This is a genomic window from Streptomyces shaanxiensis (genome assembly GCF_039537145.1).
GTDB lineage: Bacteria > Actinomycetota > Actinomycetes > Streptomycetales > Streptomycetaceae > Streptomyces > Streptomyces shaanxiensis.
In genome coordinates this window covers 437,582-454,751 of record NZ_BAAAZY010000012.1, presented here as the reverse complement: position 1 = coordinate 454,751, position 17,170 = coordinate 437,582, and the positions used below count along the sequence as shown (strand labels likewise).

The 17,170-nt window shown below is 70.8% G+C and carries 17 protein-coding genes; 8 read left to right on the top strand and 9 right to left on the bottom strand.

Annotated elements, in window-relative coordinates:
• The first annotated feature begins 78 nt into the window (after nucleotides 1-78).
• The 5 genes from ABD932_RS25070 (at nucleotide 79) to ABD932_RS25050 (ending at nucleotide 3,593) form a co-directional block, all read left to right on the top strand.
• Nucleotides 79-489 (top strand): VOC family protein, encoded by a 411-nt coding sequence (locus ABD932_RS25070; RefSeq protein ID WP_345015766.1) that lies wholly within the window; start codon nucleotides 79-81, stop codon nucleotides 487-489.
• Between the two features lie 153 nt (nucleotides 490-642).
• Complete coding sequence (locus ABD932_RS25065; protein ID WP_250084946.1) at nucleotides 643-1,050, top strand: hypothetical protein; 408 nt, start codon at nucleotides 643-645, stop codon at nucleotides 1,048-1,050.
• Between the two features lie 82 nt (nucleotides 1,051-1,132).
• Nucleotides 1,133-1,615 carry a thiol-disulfide oxidoreductase DCC family protein gene (locus ABD932_RS25060; protein WP_345016392.1) on the top strand — a complete coding sequence of 161 codons (483 nt, stop codon included), beginning with the start codon at nucleotides 1,133-1,135 and terminating at the stop codon, nucleotides 1,613-1,615.
• 159 nt (nucleotides 1,616-1,774) lie between these two features.
• Nucleotides 1,775-2,800 carry a trypsin-like serine peptidase gene (locus ABD932_RS25055; protein ID WP_345015765.1) on the top strand — a complete coding sequence of 342 codons (1,026 nt, stop codon included), beginning with the start codon at nucleotides 1,775-1,777 and terminating at the stop codon, nucleotides 2,798-2,800.
• 37 nt (nucleotides 2,801-2,837) lie between these two features.
• Nucleotides 2,838-3,593 carry a TetR/AcrR family transcriptional regulator gene (locus tag ABD932_RS25050; RefSeq protein ID WP_345015764.1) on the top strand — a complete coding sequence of 252 codons (756 nt, stop codon included), beginning with the start codon at nucleotides 2,838-2,840 and terminating at the stop codon, nucleotides 3,591-3,593.
• Between the two features lie 18 nt (nucleotides 3,594-3,611).
• Here the strand turns inward: ABD932_RS25050 and ABD932_RS25045 are convergent, their stop codons facing one another.
• On the bottom strand, nucleotides 3,612-6,032 hold the full coding sequence (locus tag ABD932_RS25045) for an MMPL family transporter (RefSeq protein WP_345016390.1): 2,421 nt from the start codon (nucleotides 6,030-6,032) through the stop codon (nucleotides 3,612-3,614).
• 187 nt (nucleotides 6,033-6,219) lie between these two features.
• Between ABD932_RS25045 and ABD932_RS25040 the strand changes: the two genes are divergently transcribed.
• A complete protein-coding gene (locus ABD932_RS25040; RefSeq protein WP_345015763.1) occupies nucleotides 6,220-6,909 on the top strand; it encodes a response regulator transcription factor in 690 nt (229 codons plus the stop codon).
• Complete coding sequence (locus ABD932_RS25035) at nucleotides 6,906-8,384, top strand: sensor histidine kinase (protein WP_345015761.1); 1,479 nt, start codon at nucleotides 6,906-6,908, stop codon at nucleotides 8,382-8,384. The genes ABD932_RS25040 and ABD932_RS25035 overlap by 4 nt, the downstream gene beginning before the upstream one ends.
• Nucleotides 8,385-8,474: 90 nt before the next feature.
• Here the strand turns inward: ABD932_RS25035 and ABD932_RS25030 are convergent, their stop codons facing one another.
• The 4 genes from ABD932_RS25030 to ABD932_RS25015 all read right to left on the bottom strand — a co-directional run bounded on the left by ABD932_RS25030 (nucleotide 8,475) and on the right by ABD932_RS25015 (nucleotide 12,612).
• Nucleotides 8,475-8,888, bottom strand: coding sequence for an ATP-binding protein (locus tag ABD932_RS25030; RefSeq protein WP_345015760.1), 414 nt, complete (start codon nucleotides 8,886-8,888; stop codon nucleotides 8,475-8,477).
• A 96-nt stretch (nucleotides 8,889-8,984) separates the two neighbouring features.
• Nucleotides 8,985-10,544, bottom strand: coding sequence for an ABC transporter substrate-binding protein (locus tag ABD932_RS25025; RefSeq protein WP_345015759.1), 1,560 nt, complete (start codon nucleotides 10,542-10,544; stop codon nucleotides 8,985-8,987).
• Between the two features lie 367 nt (nucleotides 10,545-10,911).
• A complete protein-coding gene (locus tag ABD932_RS25020) occupies nucleotides 10,912-12,315 on the bottom strand; it encodes a metallophosphoesterase (RefSeq protein ID WP_345015758.1) in 1,404 nt (467 codons plus the stop codon).
• Nucleotides 12,316-12,372: 57 nt separating this feature from the next.
• Nucleotides 12,373-12,612 carry an SCO4848 family membrane protein gene (locus ABD932_RS25015; protein ID WP_093905493.1) on the bottom strand — a complete coding sequence of 80 codons (240 nt, stop codon included), beginning with the start codon at nucleotides 12,610-12,612 and terminating at the stop codon, nucleotides 12,373-12,375.
• 91 nt (nucleotides 12,613-12,703) lie between these two features.
• On the opposite strand from ABD932_RS25015, the gene ABD932_RS25010 reads away from it, so the two are divergent.
• Nucleotides 12,704-13,990 (top strand): D-alanyl-D-alanine carboxypeptidase family protein, encoded by a 1,287-nt coding sequence (locus tag ABD932_RS25010; protein ID WP_345015757.1) that lies wholly within the window; start codon nucleotides 12,704-12,706, stop codon nucleotides 13,988-13,990.
• On the opposite strand, the gene ABD932_RS25005 is transcribed toward ABD932_RS25010, so the two are convergent.
• From ABD932_RS25005 to ABD932_RS24990, 4 genes are read right to left on the bottom strand one after another with little or no spacing between them, the layout of a single operon-like run.
• A complete protein-coding gene (locus tag ABD932_RS25005; RefSeq protein ID WP_345015756.1) occupies nucleotides 13,938-15,044 on the bottom strand; it encodes a YihY/virulence factor BrkB family protein in 1,107 nt (368 codons plus the stop codon). The two genes, ABD932_RS25010 and ABD932_RS25005, sit on opposite strands and share 53 nt — an antisense overlap.
• Complete coding sequence (locus ABD932_RS25000; protein ID WP_345015755.1) at nucleotides 15,032-15,583, bottom strand: GtrA family protein; 552 nt, start codon at nucleotides 15,581-15,583, stop codon at nucleotides 15,032-15,034. Before ABD932_RS25000 ends, ABD932_RS25005 begins: the two co-directional genes overlap by 13 nt.
• A complete protein-coding gene (locus ABD932_RS24995) occupies nucleotides 15,577-16,569 on the bottom strand; it encodes a decaprenyl-phosphate phosphoribosyltransferase (RefSeq protein ID WP_345015754.1) in 993 nt (330 codons plus the stop codon). The genes ABD932_RS25000 and ABD932_RS24995 overlap by 7 nt, the downstream gene beginning before the upstream one ends.
• Nucleotides 16,562-17,134, bottom strand: a complete 573-nt coding sequence (locus tag ABD932_RS24990; RefSeq protein WP_345015753.1) for a phosphatase PAP2 family protein — start codon at nucleotides 17,132-17,134, stop codon at nucleotides 16,562-16,564. Before ABD932_RS24990 ends, ABD932_RS24995 begins: the two co-directional genes overlap by 8 nt.
• Between the last annotated feature and the right edge of the window lie 36 nt (nucleotides 17,135-17,170).

Genomic DNA, 17,170 nt, shown 5'->3' with positions numbered 1-17,170 from the left:
ACCAGCAAGTCGATATCGACGCCAAAGGGGATGGGGACAATCACCGGTTCCGGCCGATCATCCCCTTACTCTGACGACATGTCAGATGATGAGTCGTACGAGCTGCTCGGGTTCGACAACGTGCTACTGCCGGTCGGCGACCTCGGTGAGGCCGTCCGGTTCTACGAGCTCGCCGGGTTCGCGGTCGGGTTCCGGCTCGACGAGGCCGGGATCGCGCTGCTGAAGGTCGGGGGCGAGACGCCCGGGATCCTGCTGCGGTACGAGGAGACGCTGGGGCACCGGTCGCCGCCCTGGCCCTCCCCTCGGGTCTGGCTGGAGGTGCCGGACGCGAGGGCGGCGGCACGGGCGTTGGGCGACGCGGGCATCGCACCGCTCGACGAACCCGCCTCCGTGGCCACCGGCTGGACCGTCGAGATCGCCGACCCTTGGGGGAACGTCATCGGGTTCACGGACTACACCAAACGGCCGGCGCTCGCGCGCAGACCCTGACCGAAGGCGCGCCCGGACCTCCCCTGGTGGCCGGGACGCGGGCGTGACGGACGCGTGACGGAGGCCTCACCCAATTGAGTTGAACATGTTCAAAGACAGGGCCTACAGTCATCCCTGTCAGCGTTTTGAACGTGTTCAAGAAGGGGGCAGGCCATGGACCGCACGGTCATCGCCTACGTCATCTACCTGGTCGTCAGCATCGCCCTCACCGTCTGGGTGGCCCGCACGCTCAGTCGCAACGGACGGATCTTCCTCGCCGACGTGCTGCGCGGCAACGAGCAGCTCGCCGACGCCGTGAACCACCTCCTGGTGGTCGGCTTCTACCTCGTCAACCTCGGCTTCGTCGCGCTGTACCTGAGCGACGACGACACCGTCGTCGATGCGCGCGGGGTCTTCGAGGCCCTGTCGACGAAGCTCGGCGTGGTGCTGCTGGTGCTCGGTGTGATGCACCTGGGCAACGTCTACGTCCTCAACAAGATCCGTCGGCGCGGCGCGATGGAGCGGGAGCAGGTGCCTCCGGTCGCCCCGCAGAACTGGGTCGCTCCGTCGGCCGGGGCGTGACCCGGTGGCCGGCAAGACGGACGCCGTCGCGGCAGGCGGGCCCAGCGCTCCGAGCCCCGGGCCCGCCGCCCCGGTCCGCCGGTTGACGGTTCTCTACGACGCCGATTGCTCCCTGTGCTCCTTCGTGCGCGACTGGCTCGTGAAGCAGCCCCAGTTGGTGCCGCTGGAGCTGGTGCCGGCCGGGTCCGAGGAGGCCCGGCGGCGCCACCCCGGCCTCGATCACGGCGCCACGCTCGAAGAGATCACCGTCGTCGGCGACGCCGGGCAGGTCTACCAGGGCCCCGCCGCCTGGATCGTCACCCTGTGGGCCCTGCGCGAGCACCGGCCGCTGGCCCATCGCCTCAGCACTCCGTCGGGGGCACGGCTCGCCAAGGGTGCCGCGCTCGCCGCCGCCAAGTGGCGCGGGGCACCGTGGCCGCAGGTGGCACATGGGGCGCAGAAGGGCGCGCCGCAGTGGGGCGGGCGGGTCTATCGGAGCGCGGAGGGGTGGTCGTACGACCCGAGTTGGGGCTGGACGTACAACCCACCCGGTTGCGACAGCGACGCCTGTGCCAAACCGTCCTGAACGCCCCGCTTTCGGACTCCGTTTTGGCATGCGCCCTTCCAAAACGGTGCTGGGGTTGGCACGCTGCCTCCCGGTTCTCCACTCCGCACTCGCACCGACTGTCTGTCAGCCGGGCGGCCCACCCGGTCGCCCGGTCCCCCCATAGCAGAAGGAGTACGCGTGAGAGGCATACCCGGCGTCACCCGCATACCCCGTCCCGTCCTCGGCGCCCTCGTCGGCGTCACCGCGCTGCTCACCGCCGGCGCCCTGGCCACTCCCGCGGGCGCCGCGCCGAGGTCCGACAGCTCGACGGCCGTCAGCTCGGTCTCGGGGGGCGCGCAGCAAAAGGCCCGTGACTTCTGGACCTCGGAACGGATGCGCGCGGCGACCCCGCTCGACCTGGTGACCGTCAACGGCCATGTCGACGGCGGCTCGGCGCCCCTCAAGGGCACGGCGACCACCGTCGCGCCTACCTCCCCGGCGGCGAAGGTCGGGAAAGCCGCGGCGGACATCGGTCTGCTGGCCTTCCCGAACAGCGGCGGTCAGTGGACCGGCGGCGGCTCGGTCGTGTCCACGGCGGGGCGGGTGTTCTTCACCTACCAGGGACGTACGGCGTCCTGTTCCGGCAACGCCGTCACCAGCGCCAACAAGAGCACCGTCATCACGGCGGGCCACTGCGTGAAGCTGGAGGGCGCCTGGCACACCAACTGGGTCTTCGTGCCCGGCTACCACGACGGGCAGGCCCCGTACGGCCGGTGGTCCGCGTCGAAGACGCTCTCGACCCCGCAGTGGACGGCGAGCGAGGACATCAACTACGACGTCGGCGCGGCCGTGGTCGCCCCGCTGGACGGCAAGCTGCTGACGGACGTGGTCGGCGGGCAGGGGCTGGCCTTCAACACCGGCTACAACCTGCGCATGTACGCGTTCGGCTTCCCGGCCGCCGCGCCGTACGACGGCGAGAAGTTCATCTACTGCAGCGGCAACACCAACCGCGACTTCCTGCTGTCCAACGACCACGGCATGAACTGCAACATGACCGGCGGCTCCAGCGGCGGCCCGTGGTTCACGCAGTTCAACGAGTCCACGGGGACCGGCCTGCTGTCCTCGGTGAACAGCTTCAAGTACAACTTCCTGCCGAACCGGATGTACGGCCCGTACTTCGGTGCCGACGCCCAGAACCTGTACCAGACGGCACAGGCCTCCTGACGATCGGCGCAAACGCCACTCGTTAGGCTCTGTTTCCGTGTCCTCGAAGAACGACAGCCCTGAACAGGGCGATACGCCCACCAAGTCCGAGCAGACCCGTGCGCTGATCCTGGAGACCGCCATGCGGCTGTTCCAGGAGCGGGGCTACGACAAGACGACGATGCGGGCGATCGCCCAGGAGGCCGGGGTCTCCGTCGGCAACGCGTACTACTACTTCGCGGGCAAGGAACACCTGATCCAGGGCTTCTACGACCGGATCGCCGCCGAGCACAGGGCGGCGATCCGGGACGTCCTGGCCCGGGAGACCGACCTGGAGGCGCGCCTCGCGGGCGTGCTGAAGGTGTGGCTGGACATCGCCACGCCCTACCACGAGTTCGCGGTGCAGTTCTTCAAGAACGCCGCCGATCCCGACAGCCCGCTCAGCCCCTTCTCCGCCGAGTCGGAGCACGCGCGCGTGGAAGCCATCAGCATCCACCGGGAGGTGCTGGCGGGCGCGACGAAGACCAAGGTGCCCGAGGAACTCCGGGACGTGCTGCCCGAGCTGATGTGGCTCTCCCAGATGGGCCTCGTCCTGTACTGGGTCTTCGACCGTACCGAGGGGCGCGAGCGCAGCTACCGGCTCGCCGAGCGGGGCGCCCGGCTGACCGCGCGGGGCGTCTCGCTGGCACGGTTCCGGGTGCTGCGGCCGCTGGTGCGCGAGGTGCACGAGCTGTTCACGGACTTCCTGCCGGGGATGACGAACGCCATTCCGGATCCGGCGAAGGGGCGCACGCCTAAGGACGAGCGCCCCTGAAACCGCCTCCGGCGAACGTCAGTTGACGGCGTCCACCTCACCCTCGGCCAGCTCGACGTCGTACACGAGCGGCCCGTCCGTCACGACGACCTGCCCGGCCCGGGACCCGTACGACTCGGCGGCCGTCGCCAGCAGATACGTTCCCGGCGCCGGCACCGAGACGATGTACGAGCCGTCGGCCAGGGACATCACCCGGTCCAGCCGGCGCCCGCCCTTGGTCAGCAGCGTCACCGCCGCGCCGTCGACCGGCTCGCCGTCGACGGTGCGGACGAAGCCGTGCACGACCGACGTCCGGCCCGCGACGACCGGCTCGGCCTCCTCGGCCTCCTCGGCCACCGGCTCCTCCTTCGGCTCGACCGCGAGGTGCGGCAGCCGCTTCTCCAGCCAGTCCGGCAGCCACCAGTTCGCGTTGCCGAGCATGTGCATCGCGGCCGGCACCAGGGCCGTGCGCAGGATGAACGCGTCCAGGGCGACGGCGGCCGCGAGGCCGATGCCCGCCATCGCGCCCTCCATGTCGCCGCTCAGCACGAACGCGCTGAACACGCAGATCATGATCAGGGCGGCGGAGTTGATGACCCGGCTGGTCTCCGCGAGGCCGACGCGCACCGCGCGCGCGTTGTCCTTGGTGTGCACCCACTCCTCGTGCATCCGGCTCACCAGGAACACCTGGTAGTCCATGGAGAGGCCGAACAGCAGGGACAGCATGATGACCGGCAGGAACGACGTGATCGGGCCTTCCTTGCCGACGCCGATCAGCTCGGTGCCCCAGCCCCACTGGAAGATCGCCACCAGGACGCCGAAGGACGCGGCCGCCGCGATGAGGTTCATCAGCGCGGCCGTGAGGGGCACGACCAACGAGCGGAAGGCCACCAGCAGGAGCAGGAAGCCGAGCGCGATGATCGTCGCGATGAAGTACGGCAGTCGGTCACCGGTGACGGAGGCGAAGTCCTTGAAGACCGCCGTCACCCCGCCCACATGGGCCTCGGCGCCCGACTGCGGGATCACGTCGTCGCGCAGGCGGTCGATGAGCTGGTCCGTCTGCTCGGACTGGGGTGAGGTGGTCGGCACGACCTGGATGACCGTGACGCCGTTCGCGGGCGGGACGGCGGCCACCTGGGCGACGCCCTCGGTCGACTTGATGCCGTCGACGAGACCGGCGGGGGCCTCACCCTCGACGACCACCTGGAGCGGGCCGTTGAAACCGGGGCCGAAGCCCTCGGCGAGCAGGTCGTAGGCCTGGCGGGTGGTCTGCGACTCCTGGTGGTTGCCCTGGTCGGTGGCGCCGAGGCGGAGCGACAGCACCGGGATCGCGAGGGCCGCCATGACGACGACGGCCATGGCGGCGACCGGGCGCGGGTGCCTTTGGACGTACGACGACCAGCGCGCCGCCAGGCCGCTCTCCTCCGCGGGCTCCGGTCCCGTCGCTGCGAGCCGGCGTCGCTGCCGGCGGCTGAGCACCCGCATGCCGAGCAGCCCGAGGAGGGCCGGCAGCAGAGTGATCGCGGCCAGCACGCTCAGCACGACGGTGAGCGAGGTCGCGACGACCACGCCGTCCAGGAACCGCATGTTCATCACCAGCATTCCGGCGAGCGCGATGCACACCGTGCCGCCCGCGAACAGCACCGCTCGGCCGGAGGTGTTGAGGGCGGTCACGGCCGCCTCCTGCGGCTTCATGCCGCGCAGGATGCCGCGCCGGTGCCGGGTGACGATGAACAGGGCGTAGTCGATGCCGACGCCGAGGCCGATCAGCGAGCCGAGCAGCGGGGCGACTTCGGGCACGTCCGTGACATGGCTGAGCAGCATCGTCCCGATCAGGCCGGTGCCGACGCCGGCGATCGCCACGACGATCGGCAGCAGCATCGCGAAGAGCGAGCCGAAGGCCAGGAACAGCACGACCGCGGCCGCCAGGATGCCGACCGCCTCCGCCGTGCCCTGCGGGGGCTCCTGGGTGCGGGCGATGGCCTGGCCGCCCAGTTCGACCTGGAGGCCGTCGCGTTCGGCGGCCTGCGCCGTGTCGACGACGTCCTCGATCAGCTCCTTGGGGATGCCGTTCGCCTGCTCGGTGAACGTGATCTGGGCGTACGCGATCCGCCCGTCCCGACTGATCTGCGCGGCCCCTTGCTCCGCGTACGGGTCGGTGACCTCGCCGACCCCCTTCATCCGCCCGATCTCCTCCAGCGCGGGCGCGATCCGGGACCGTACGGACTCGTCCCGCACGCTCCCCTCGCCCACCTTCCACACCACCGTGTCGGTGTCGCCCGCGCGCTCCGGGAAGGCCTTCTCCATCAGGTCGTACGCGGTCGTGGAGTCCGTGTTCGGGAGGGAGAAGACGTTCGCGTAGTTCGTGCCCGCGGCCGAACTCGCCGCGCCCAGGCCGAACAGTGCCCCCACCCACAGCAACAGGACCACCAGCCGGTGCCGATAGCACCACCGTGCCAATGCCGCCACGCTCAACGCTCCTTATTCGGTTCGGTCGGTCCCCCAGGTCCTGGCAACAGGATTGGCGGCGCCGCGCGCGCGTGGCAGACGACGGCCATGACTCTCAAGGAACTCCAAAGCGGACTCTCAAGGAACTCCAAAGCGGCCGGCCCACCCGACTGTCAGTGGCCCCGCCGATACTGGGGGCATGACGACGGCTTCTGGCACCGTGCTGGTCGTGGAGGACGAGGAGAGCATCGCGGACGTCCTCGCCATCGCGCTGCGCTACCACCGCTTCGAGGTCATGATCGCGGGCACGGTCCGCGAGGCGCTCGCCCTCGCCGAGCGCACCCGACCCGACGTGGCGCTGCTCGACGTCATGCTCCCGGACGGCGACGGCCGCGCCCTCGGCCGTGAACTGCGCGAGCGGCGCCCCGGTCTGGCACTCGTCTTCCTCACCGCGCGCGACTCGCCCGCCGAGATCGTCGGCGCCCTCGGCTTCGGCGACGACTACATCACCAAGCCGTTCGACGTCGACGTGGTCATCGCCCGGATCACGGCCGTACTGCGCCGCACCCGCCCGGCCGACGTGCTGCCGCAGCGCCCGCCCCTCAGATACGGCGACCTGGAGCTGGACGAGACGACGTACTCGGTGCGCCGCGCGGGCCGCACCGTCGAACTCACCCCCACCGAGTACGCGTTGCTGCGCTTCCTGGTGCGCAACGGCGGCCGGATCGTGCCCAAGGAGCAACTCCTGCGCCACGTCTGGCAGTACGAGCACGCCCCGCCCGAGTCGACGGTCGTCGAGACCTACATCAGCTATCTGCGGCGCAAGCTGGACGCCCTGGGACCGCCGGTGATCACCACACGGCGCGGGGTCGGATACGGGCTGGCATGAGGGCCTTGAGGATCCTCGACGTCTGCCGCCGGCGAGGCATCCACTCGCTGCGCGGCAAGCTGACGCTGGCGAACGTGGCGCTGCTGGCCGTCGGCATCGTCGTCGCGACCGCGGTCAGCCTGATGACCGCGCGGTTCTACCTGCTCGACAAGGTCGACAGCGAACTGAAGAGCGCGCGCACCACGCTGGGGAACGCCGGGTTCACCCTGCGGCAGATCGAGTCGCTGAGCGAACTGGGCGTCGCGATGGACAAGTTCACCGGCAGCGGCGAAACGGACACGGATCCGCTGCCGAGCCCTTCCATGGTCTACGTCGCGGTCGACTCCGGCGGGCGGCCGGTGGCTCTGGGCCCGCTGGAGCCGACACCCCGCCAGCACGCGCTCGCCGCCGCGGCCAAGGACCCGCTCGCCCTCTCCGCCGCCGAGGAGCCGCGGGACGTACGCGTCGAGGGGGACCGCTACCGGATGGTCGGCGCCCGGCTGTCGGACGGCACCGTCGTGCTGATCGCCGTCCCGACCGAGGGCCTGCACGAGGGCATGGGCAAGGCGCTGAGGATGGACCTGGCCGTCGGCACGCTGCTGCTGGCGCTGCTGGGCTGCGTGACCATGCTGAGCGTGCGCCGCCGGATGCGGCCGCTGGAGGACATGGTGGAGACCTCGTCGGCGATCGCCGAGGGCGATCTGACCCGGCGCGTCCCCTCCAGCCGCGACCCGACGCTGGAGGTCGAGCAGCTCCGGGTCGCCCTCAACTCCATGCTCCACCAAGTGGAGTCGGCGTACCGCACGCGCGAGCGCAGCGCGGCCCAGCTGCGCCGCTTCGTCGGCGACGCCTCGCACGAACTGCGCACCCCGCTGTCCGCGATACGCGGCTACCTCCAGCTGTACGACAAGGGGATGCTGACGGAACCGGCCGAGCGCAAGCGGGCCTGGGACCGGATGAACGGCGAGGTCGACCGCATGGGCCGCCTCGTCGACGAGCTGCTCACCCTCGCCCGCCTCGACCAGCGGCCCGAACTGCGCTTCCGCAACGTCGACCTGAGCCGCCTGGTGCGCGACGCCGCCGAGGACCTGCGGGTGCAGCAGCCGGAGCGGCCCATCACGGTCGGCGCGGACGGCACGCTGCTCGTGCGGGCCGACGAGTCGGGGCTGCGCCAGGTGCTGGGCAACCTGCTGAGCAACGTACGTACGCACACGCCCGCCGATGTGCCGGTGCGGCTGGGGGTGGAGCGGGCGGACGGGGTCGTGCGGCTGTGCGTCGAGGACAAGGGGCCGGGGCTGTGCGAGGAGGACGCGGCCCGTGTCTTCGACCGGTTCTTCCGGGCCGGCGGGGGCGCGGGCAGCGGGCTGGGGATGGCGATCGTGCAGGGGGTGGTGGAGGCGCACGGCGGGGAGGTGGCGGTGCGGACGGCGCCGGGTGAGGGGGTGGCGGTGACGGTGACGCTGCCGACGGGGGCGGGGGCGGGATCACGGTCGTAGCCGAAGGGGGCGTCCTCACGGTCGTAGCGACGGGGGCAGCCTCACGGTCGTAGCGGCTTCGCTCTGCGGTCGTGACGAGTTCGCCGCGGCTCAACTGTCGGCGGAGGCGCCGGCGAGTATCAGCGCCCAGACCGTCTTCCCATGTCGCCCCCGGTTCCACACCCCCCACACCGTGGCCAGATGCTCCACCAGGTGCAGGCCGCGGCCGGTCTCCTCCCACTCCTCCACCACCCGCAACCGGGGCTCCAGCCGGCCCTCGTCCGACACCTCGATCAGGCACGAACCGTCGGCGAGCGCGGTCACGGCGACCTCGAACTCGCGCTCCAGGAGAGGGCCATGGCGTACGACGTTGGTGGCCAGCTCCGAGACGAGCAGCACCGCGTCCTCCAGCGCCGAGTCCCGCGGTCCGTGCCCCCAGTCGGCCAGGTGGTCCCGGACCCGGCGCCGGGCGAGACCGACCGACGCCGGGTGCCGGGGCAGCCGAAAGGCGTTGCGTCTCAACACGTTTGCTCCTCACCCCGCGCACACTGTCACCACATGGTGCAGGGCCGGGCGGCACCCTGGCATCACCGCAGGGAATGTCAAAGCCGCGAGATCGCGTCAGATCCAGGTGAGACGCCAGAGGCGGAAGACACCGGTGCCGTCCGAGAGGTACTGGCCGCCGCCGACGTCCTCGCTGGTGACGACGTACTCCTTGGCCTGCCACAGCGGGAGCACCGGGACATCACGGGCGACGGCCTCCTGCACCGAACGGAAGTCCTGTGTGGCCTCGCTGCGGTCGGCGTACTGCTGGCTGGCCGTGATCAGTCGGTCCACGGTCTTGTCGCTGTAGCCGGTGTTCATGGTGCCGGTGGTACCGACGAGCGGGCCGCCGTAGGTGTCCGGGTCGGGGAAGTCGGCGACCCAGCCGACGGCGTACGCGTCGAGCTTGCCGCCCGCCCAGCGCTTCTGGAAGTCGGTCCACTCGTAGCCCTTGACCGTCACCTTGAACAGCCCGCCGGCTTCCAACTGCCGCTTGAGCTCCGCGGCCTCCTCGGTGCTCGCGGCACCGCGGCCGGTGGCGTAGCCGTAGGTGAAGCGGACGGGCAGGCTGACGCCGGCCTCGGTGAGCAGGGCGCGCGCCTTGGCGGTGCTGAGCTTGGGATACGCGTCGAAGAACGACGTCGTATGGCCGGTGATGCCGGTCGGGATGAGCGAGTACAGCGGGTCGACGGTCCCCTTGTACACGGTGGCCGCCAGCCGCTCGCGGTCGATCAGCCAAGCCATGGCCTGCCGGACCCGGACGTCGTGCAGGGGCGAGCCCTTGCGGGTGTTGAAGTACAGGTTGCGGATCTCGGAGCTGTCGGCCTCGGAGACGCGCTGGCCCGGGTCGGCGGCGTTCAGGCCGGCGAGGACCTCGGGCGGCAGCGTGCGGGTGGCGACGTCGATCCGCTTCGCCTTCCAGGCGCTCTCGAGGGCGTCGGCGTCCGAGTAGTAGCGCAGTTCGACGGGGCTGCCGCTGCCGTTGAGGGCGCCCTTGTAGTGCGCGTTGGGGGCGAGGACGGCGTTCTCGTCCTTCGTGTACGCGGTCAGGGTGTACGGGCCGGTGCCGTCGACAGCGTTGTCGGTGCGCAGCGCGTTGGCCGGATACTTCTCCCGGTCGACGATGGAGCCCGCCCCGGTGGCCACCTTCAGCGGGAACGTGGCGTCGGGCGAGGACAGATGGAAGGTGACCGCACGTCCGCTCACGCTCACCGATGCGAGGGTGTCCAGCAGGGAGGACGGGCCGACGTTCGACTTGATCCGCTTGACCCGGTCGAAGGAGTACTTGACGTCCTGCGCGGTCATGACGCGCCCGCTGGGGAAGGTGAGACCGTCGCGCAGCTCGCACCGGTAGGTGCTCAGGTTCGTACCGACGAAGCCGCAGCTCCGGGCCGCGTCCGGCACGGGTGTGGACCCGCCCGACTCGAAGGTCAGCAGCGACTGGAAGACGTTGTTGAACAGCGCCCAGGAACCGGCGTCGTAGGCGCCGGCCGGGTCGAGCGACGTGACGGCGTCCGTCGTGCCGACCGTGATGGTCCTGTTCTGGTCGTCGCCGGATGACAACAACTGCCAGCCGCCCGCTCCCACGGCTGCAAGCACCAGCAGCGTCGCGAGAATCCGCATGCGAACCGAACGCATGGGTGTGCCCTCTCCCCGGCCCTCGACGGGCCCCGCATGAGCAATGGATGCGCCACTCCCCTTAGTGGCGCGCACACCTAATCACACGCGTTTCAACAGGGGGAAGGGGATTCGGGCGACATGGGAAAGAACTTACCTACGGGCGTTTCCAGCAGGTTTCACAGGCTGTTCACAGATATGGGCCAGCGCGGCCGCGCGGCCAGTCGGGGGGACCGGTCTCGCCCGCGCGGCCAGTCGGGGGGCCGGTATCGGCCCCGGGCCGTCAAGCCTGGCGCTCGCGCCCTGCCCCGCGCGGTCAAGCACGAGGCCCGCGCCCCGCGGCCCCCGCGCCGTCCAACCTGAGGTCCCGTGCCCGCCCCGCGTCCCGTCAGGCCTGACGGGACGCCAGCTCGATCACCGTGATGTCCGACTCGGCGCCCACGCGCGTCGGCGGACCCCAGGCACCCGCACCCCGGCTGACATACAACTGGGTGTCGCCGTAACGCTCCAGGCCGGCCAGGGTCGGGTTCGCCAGGTCCGCGATGAAGTTGCCGGGCCAGAGCTGGCCGCCGTGGGTGTGGCCGGAGAGCTGGAGGTCGACGCCGTGGTCGACGGCGTCGTGGATCTGGACCGGCTGATGGGCGAGCAGCACGCACGCGCGTGCCTTGTCCCGGTCGCCGAGGGCCTTGGCGAAGTCGGGGCCCTGTCCCTCGCTCTCGCCGGCGATGTCGTTGACACCGGCCAGGTCGAAGTGGGGCAGTTCGGTGCGGGCGTTCTCCAGGGGGCGCAGGCCCAGGCGGCGTACCTCGTCGACCCACTGCCCGGCTCCCGAGAAGTACTCGTGGTTGCCGGTGACGAAGAACGCGCCATGTCTCGCCCGGAGCTGGGCGAGCGGGGCCGCCGCCGGGCCGAGGTCCTTCACACTGCCGTCCACCAGGTCGCCGACCACCGCGATGAGGTCGGGCTGGGTGCCGTTGATCGTGTCGACGACCTTCTGGGCGAAGCCCCGGCCCAGGACCGGGCCCAGGTGGACGTCGCTGACGACCGCGATCCGGTAACCGTGCGCCGCGCGCGGGAGCTTGGCCAGCGGGACGGTGACCCGCTTCACCTTCGGACCGCGCAGCACGCCGTACGTGCCGTAGCCGACCGTGCCGACGGCGGCCGCGGCTGCGGCACCGGCGACGACCCGGGAGACGAAGAGACGGCGGGTGGGGGCGGCGAGGGGGCGGGACGGGTCGGTGGAGTCAGGGGTGGGAGTGGAGGTGGAGGTGGAGGGCGACGCCTCGTCGGGCGCGGGCGCCGGGGGCGACTTGGTGACGGACGTCGTGCCGGACACCGGGGCGGGGGTGGTGACGGCAGTCGCGGCGGACGTCGGGGCGGTTGAAGCGAGGGATGCCGTGGCAGGGGATGCGGCCGCCGTCACTTCCTCCGGCACCGGCTCCGGGTCCCGTACGGCTTCCACGGCGCCCGCCCGTCGTTCGAGCCATCGCCGCAGCAGGGGTCGTACCACCTCACCCGCCGCCACACCCAGCAGCAGGTATATCGACAGGGCCAGCCACAGGAAGCCCGGCCAGGCGAGGACCTGCTGGAGCCAGAAGGGCGCGCCCCCACGTTCGGCCACCAAGGCCCCGATCGTCAGCGCCCAGCCGCCGGCGATCACCGCCACGCCGAGGCGGCGCACGAACCCGGGCCCGCGTGTCGTGTCGCGGAACAGCCGACGCCACAGCCACCAGTTGCCCGCCACCAGGACGGACAGCACGAGCAGTGCGACAAGCACGAAGACGATGACCACGCCGACGTTCCCTTTCCCTTGCGTGCTGAGTGAACGCCCGGCGCTCTGGCCGAGTTCCTATGTCGTCCGGCGCAATGCGCGCACGCCACGCAACCCGATGACCCCGACGACCGTCCCCAATACGAAGGAGACGACAGCCAGCAGCAGATGCACCCAGAAGTACGCCGTCGGATGTCCGTCGTCGAACGCGAGCCCGCTGCTGTCCTTGATCAGGTTTTTGACGAAAGTGACCCAGATGACCCAGCTCCACACCCCGAAGGCGAGCAGGAACCAGGAGACGGGGCGGCTGAGCTTCATAGGTTCAGTATCACCGTCGCGTGTCCGGTTCTCCGAGCGGGGTGGGGGCGGACGCGGGACTTCCATGGGAACGGCATGTACGTTCTCGGTCGTGCCCGCACCCAAGAAGACCGCCAGGCGATCCCTGCTGGTCACCTCCGCCGTCCTGTCGTCCCTCGCACTGACCGCGCCCGTCTCCCACGCGGCTCCCAAGCCGTCACCGAGTACGAGCCCGTCGGCCACTCCCCCGGCGAACATGTCGACCGTGGGCGGCGAGCGGCTCGGGCGGCCCGGCACGCAGGTGAATCTGGCGAGCGGCGTCCCAGTCCTGCCCAAGGACCTGACCGCCCGCTCCTGGGTCGTCGCCGACGCCGAGTCCGGCGAGGTGCTCGCCGCGCACAACGCGCACTGGCGGCTGGCGCCCGCGAGCACCATGAAGATGCTGTTCGCCGACACGGTGCTGCCGAAGTTCCCGAAGACCATGGAGCACAAGGTCGTCCCGTCCGATCTGGCGGACGTCGGTTCCGGCTCCAGCATGGTCGGGATAAAGGAGGGCGAGACGTACTCCGTCCACGACCTGTGGCTCGGGGTCTTCCTGCGCTCCGGCAACGACGCCGTGCACGTCCTGTCGAAGATGAACAAGGGCATCGAGAACACCGTCAAGGAGATGAACGAGCACGCCGAGGAACTGCAGGCCCTCGACACGCACGCGATGTCGCCCGACGGCTACGACGAACCGGGCCAGGTCTCGTCGGCGTACGACCTCACCCTGATCGCTCGCTCCGGGCTGCAGAAGAAGGACTTCCGCGAGTACTGCTCGACCGTCACGGCCAAGTTCCCGGGCGAGACGAAGAAGAACAAGAAGGGCAAGTCGGTCCGCGAGACCTTCGAGATCCAGAACACCAACCGGCTGCTGGCCGGCGACAGCGACGTCCCCGTCTACCAGGGCATCGCCGGCGTCAAGAACGGCAACACCACGAACGCGGGTGCCACCTTCACCGGCGTGGCCGAGCGGGGCGGGAAGGTGCTGCTCGTCACGGTCATGAACCCGGAGAAGAGCGAGCACAACGAGGTCTACAAGGAGACCGCGAGGCTTTTCGACTGGGGCTTCAAGGCGGCCGGCAAGGTCCAGCCGGTGGGTGAGCTGGTGCCGCCGAAGAGCGCGGCGCAGGCCAGCGCGCAGCCCGGTGCGAACGACTCCGGGGAGGCCGGTGGCACCGGGGACGGCCAGGGATCCTCGAAGCCGGCGGTGGGTGCCTCGACTGCGGGCGGCTCGACCGGCATCGGCGTCGCGATCGGGATCGCCGGCGGGGTGCTGGTGCTGCTCGCCGCGGGCGCGTTCCTGATCAACCGCCGGTGGCCGCTGCCCGACCTGGTGCGTCGTCGGGGTCGTTCCTGACGTCGCGTTTCTCGGACGCGTCGGCGGCAGATTTCTGGGACTCGTCGGCGGCCTCCTGGGACTGGCTGGCCCGTTCATGGGACCCGTCGGCAGAACCCCCGGAGCCCCTAGAGCCCGCAGAGCCGCCGTCGGCCGGTTCCTCGGGCTCGTCAGCCGATTTTCCGGGCTCGTCGCCTGAGTCCTCGGACGCGTCGGCGAGTTCGGTGTCCTTGCCCTGCGTCGCCGTCCAGGCGGCGCAGAACACCACCAGCTTCGACGTGAAGTTGATCCACAGCAGCAGGGCGACCGGCACGCCGAACGCGCCGTACATGCTCTTCGTGGCCACGCCCTGCATATAGCCGCTCAGCAGCAGCTTCAGCAGTTCGAACCCGATCGCGCCGATCAGCGCGGCCACCAGCAGCCGACGGCGCGGCGGCTCGACGCCGGGCAGCAGGGTCAGGACGTACAGCAGGACCAGGAAGCCGGCGAGTACGGCGACGAGGAACGCGGCGATGCGCAGCAGGATCCCGCCCCAGCCGCCCTCGTCGATGCCGAGCTGCCGGGTGATCCAGCCGACCATGGCGGAGGCGACCGTGGAGGCCGCGATCGTCACGAGCAGGGCGCCGCCGAGGCCGACCAGGATGCCCGCGTCCTTGGCCTTGCGCAGGACGGGGTTCTCCTCCTCGTCGGGGAGCTCCCACACCGCGCGCAGACACTCCCGCATGGAGCCGACCCAGCTGATGCCGGTGAACAGCAGGACGGCGCCGGCGATGAGACCGACGGTGCCGGCGTTCTGGACCAGGGCGTCGATGTCGAGCTGGTCGGAGATGCCGGGCACCTGGTCGGCGAGCTTGTCCTCCAGCTTGTTCTGCTGCTTCTGGCTGAGCGTCGCGGCGGCGATCGCGGCGGACAGCGTCAGCAACGGGAAGAGCGCGATGAAGCTGATGAAGGTCATCGCGGCGGCCAGCCGTGTCCACTTCACCCGGTCCATGCGCTCGTACGACCGCCACGCGTGCGTGGCCATCAGCCGGGTCACCGCGGACCCGACACCGGGAAGTTTCTTCAGCCAGTCCATGATCCGACTCTGCCCTCCGTGCGGAAGACCAATGTCCGAGTGCCCCAAAACCGCACGACAGTAGCCAGCGCCATGCCGATTACGGCCCCGGAGACGGTGTCCGCACGCTGGGAGGTGAGTCCGAGGCCGTAGTGGCTCACGGTGAGGCACAGCAGTTGTACGGCCGCCCCGGCGACGTTCACCGCGACGAAGACGGCACAGGGGCGCAGGCCCCTCGGCCGCGTGTGGCGGTAGGTACCGAGGGCGTTCCCGGCGTAGGCGACCGCGCATCCGGCGACGAAGGAAAGGGCCTTGGCGGTGAGGGGGCCGAGGGCGGCGGGGCCGCGGAGACAGGTGAAGAGGGCGAGGTCCACGGCGTAGGCGAGGAGGCCGACGGTGGCGAAGCCGAGGAGTTCGGCGCGGGTGGTTCTCGGGCCGGTGAGCGGGGGTGCGGGTGGTGGTGCGGGTGGTGATGCGCGGTGATCTCCTGCCGGGCCCGTGTGCGGGGTCCGGGTCGGGGGCGGGGGTTCGCGATGGCTCCACGCGCGCGTGCCTACCAATTGGCCACCGCCATCCCGTACATCGCCAGCCACACCCCACCGATGAGGGCGAGCGCGCGGTCGCGCAGGACGACGTCCTCGGGTTCGCCCGCCGCGCCGCGGTCGGCGAAGACGGCGTAGCGCAGGATCGCGAGGATGAAGGCGACCGTCGACAGCTGTCGCCAGGGCAGCACGTCGGCGTGCGGGTCGCCGCCCTCCTCCATGGCCCACAGGCAGTACCCGAGGACAGCGACCCCGGCCGCCAACTGCCAGACGAAGCGCAGGTAGCCGGTGGTGTACTCGGTGAGCAACGCGCGCGTGGCGCCCGCCTTCCCGGCCATCTGCACGGCCTCGGAGTAGCGCTTGGCCGACACCATGAACAGCGCCCCGAAGCCGGTCGTGATCAGGAACCAGCGCGACAGCGGGATCCCGAGCGCGAGGCCGCCGACCATCGCCCGCATCAGGAACCCGGTCGTGACGACGGCGAGGTCGACGACCAGGACGTGCTTGAGGCTGACGCAGTACGCCAGTTGCATGCCGATGTACCCGGTGAGCAGCGCCGCGACAGAGGGCGAGGTCAGCCAGGCCGCGGCGGCCGGTGCGAGGACGGCGAGGACGCCTCCGGCGGCGTAGGCGACGGGCACGGGCACCTGGCCGGTGGCGACCGGGCGGCGGCGTTTGGTGGGGTGCGCGCGGTCCGCCTCGGCGTCGCGGGCGTCGTTGATCAGGTAGACGGCGGCCGCACAAGCGGTGAAGAGGGCGAAGACGAGCGCGAGTTGGGTCAGGGCGTGGATCGAGAAGAGCCGGCCGGCGGCGGCCGGGGCCGCGATGACCAGGACGTTCTTGACCCACTGCTTGGGGCGCGCAGTCCGGAGGAGACCTTTCAGCAGGGCGCCTAGGCCGCTTTCACGGGGTGGCGGTGCGGCCTGCCGTGAGGGCGTGCGCTGCTCGTGGAGCGCCGCTTGCCTGATGCGTGCGGCACTTGTGAAGGGCGCGGTCTCAGGCATGGGCGCCCCCTCCCCTCACCCAGCCCGCCCCGACGCATGCCGCGAGCACCCCCAGGGCCGCGCCCGCCGCCACGTCCGAGGGGTAGTGGACGCCGACGACCAGGCGGGACAGGCACATCGCGGCGGCGAGCGGCGGGATCGCGTACGCGCCGAGCGCCCCGTAGGCGACGGCGGCCGCCGCCGCGGAGGTCGCGTGGGAGCTCGGGAAGGAGTGCCGGCCGGCAGTGCGCACGCGGGGCTCGACATGTGCCGGGCGCGGTCGGCGCACCACCCTTTTCACACCCATGCTGACGAGGTGCGCGCCCGCCGTGAGCGCCGTCCCCCGCAACCAGGCTCCTCGCCGCCCACCGTCCACGCCGGCTCCCACGAGACCCGCCGCCAGCCACAGCGCGCCGTGTTCGCCCGCCCGGGAGAGGGCTCGCGCGGCGGAGGCGACGCGTGGGTCACGGCCGCGGGCATGGAACGCCGAAAGGATTCGGCAGTCCGCGCCCAGAAGGCTTCGGTGATTCTTGTCGTCCAGGTGGTTCTTGTCGTCCAGGTGATCCTTGTCGTCGAGGTGATCCATGTGGACTCACTGTTCACGTCACCGACGCAAGAACTA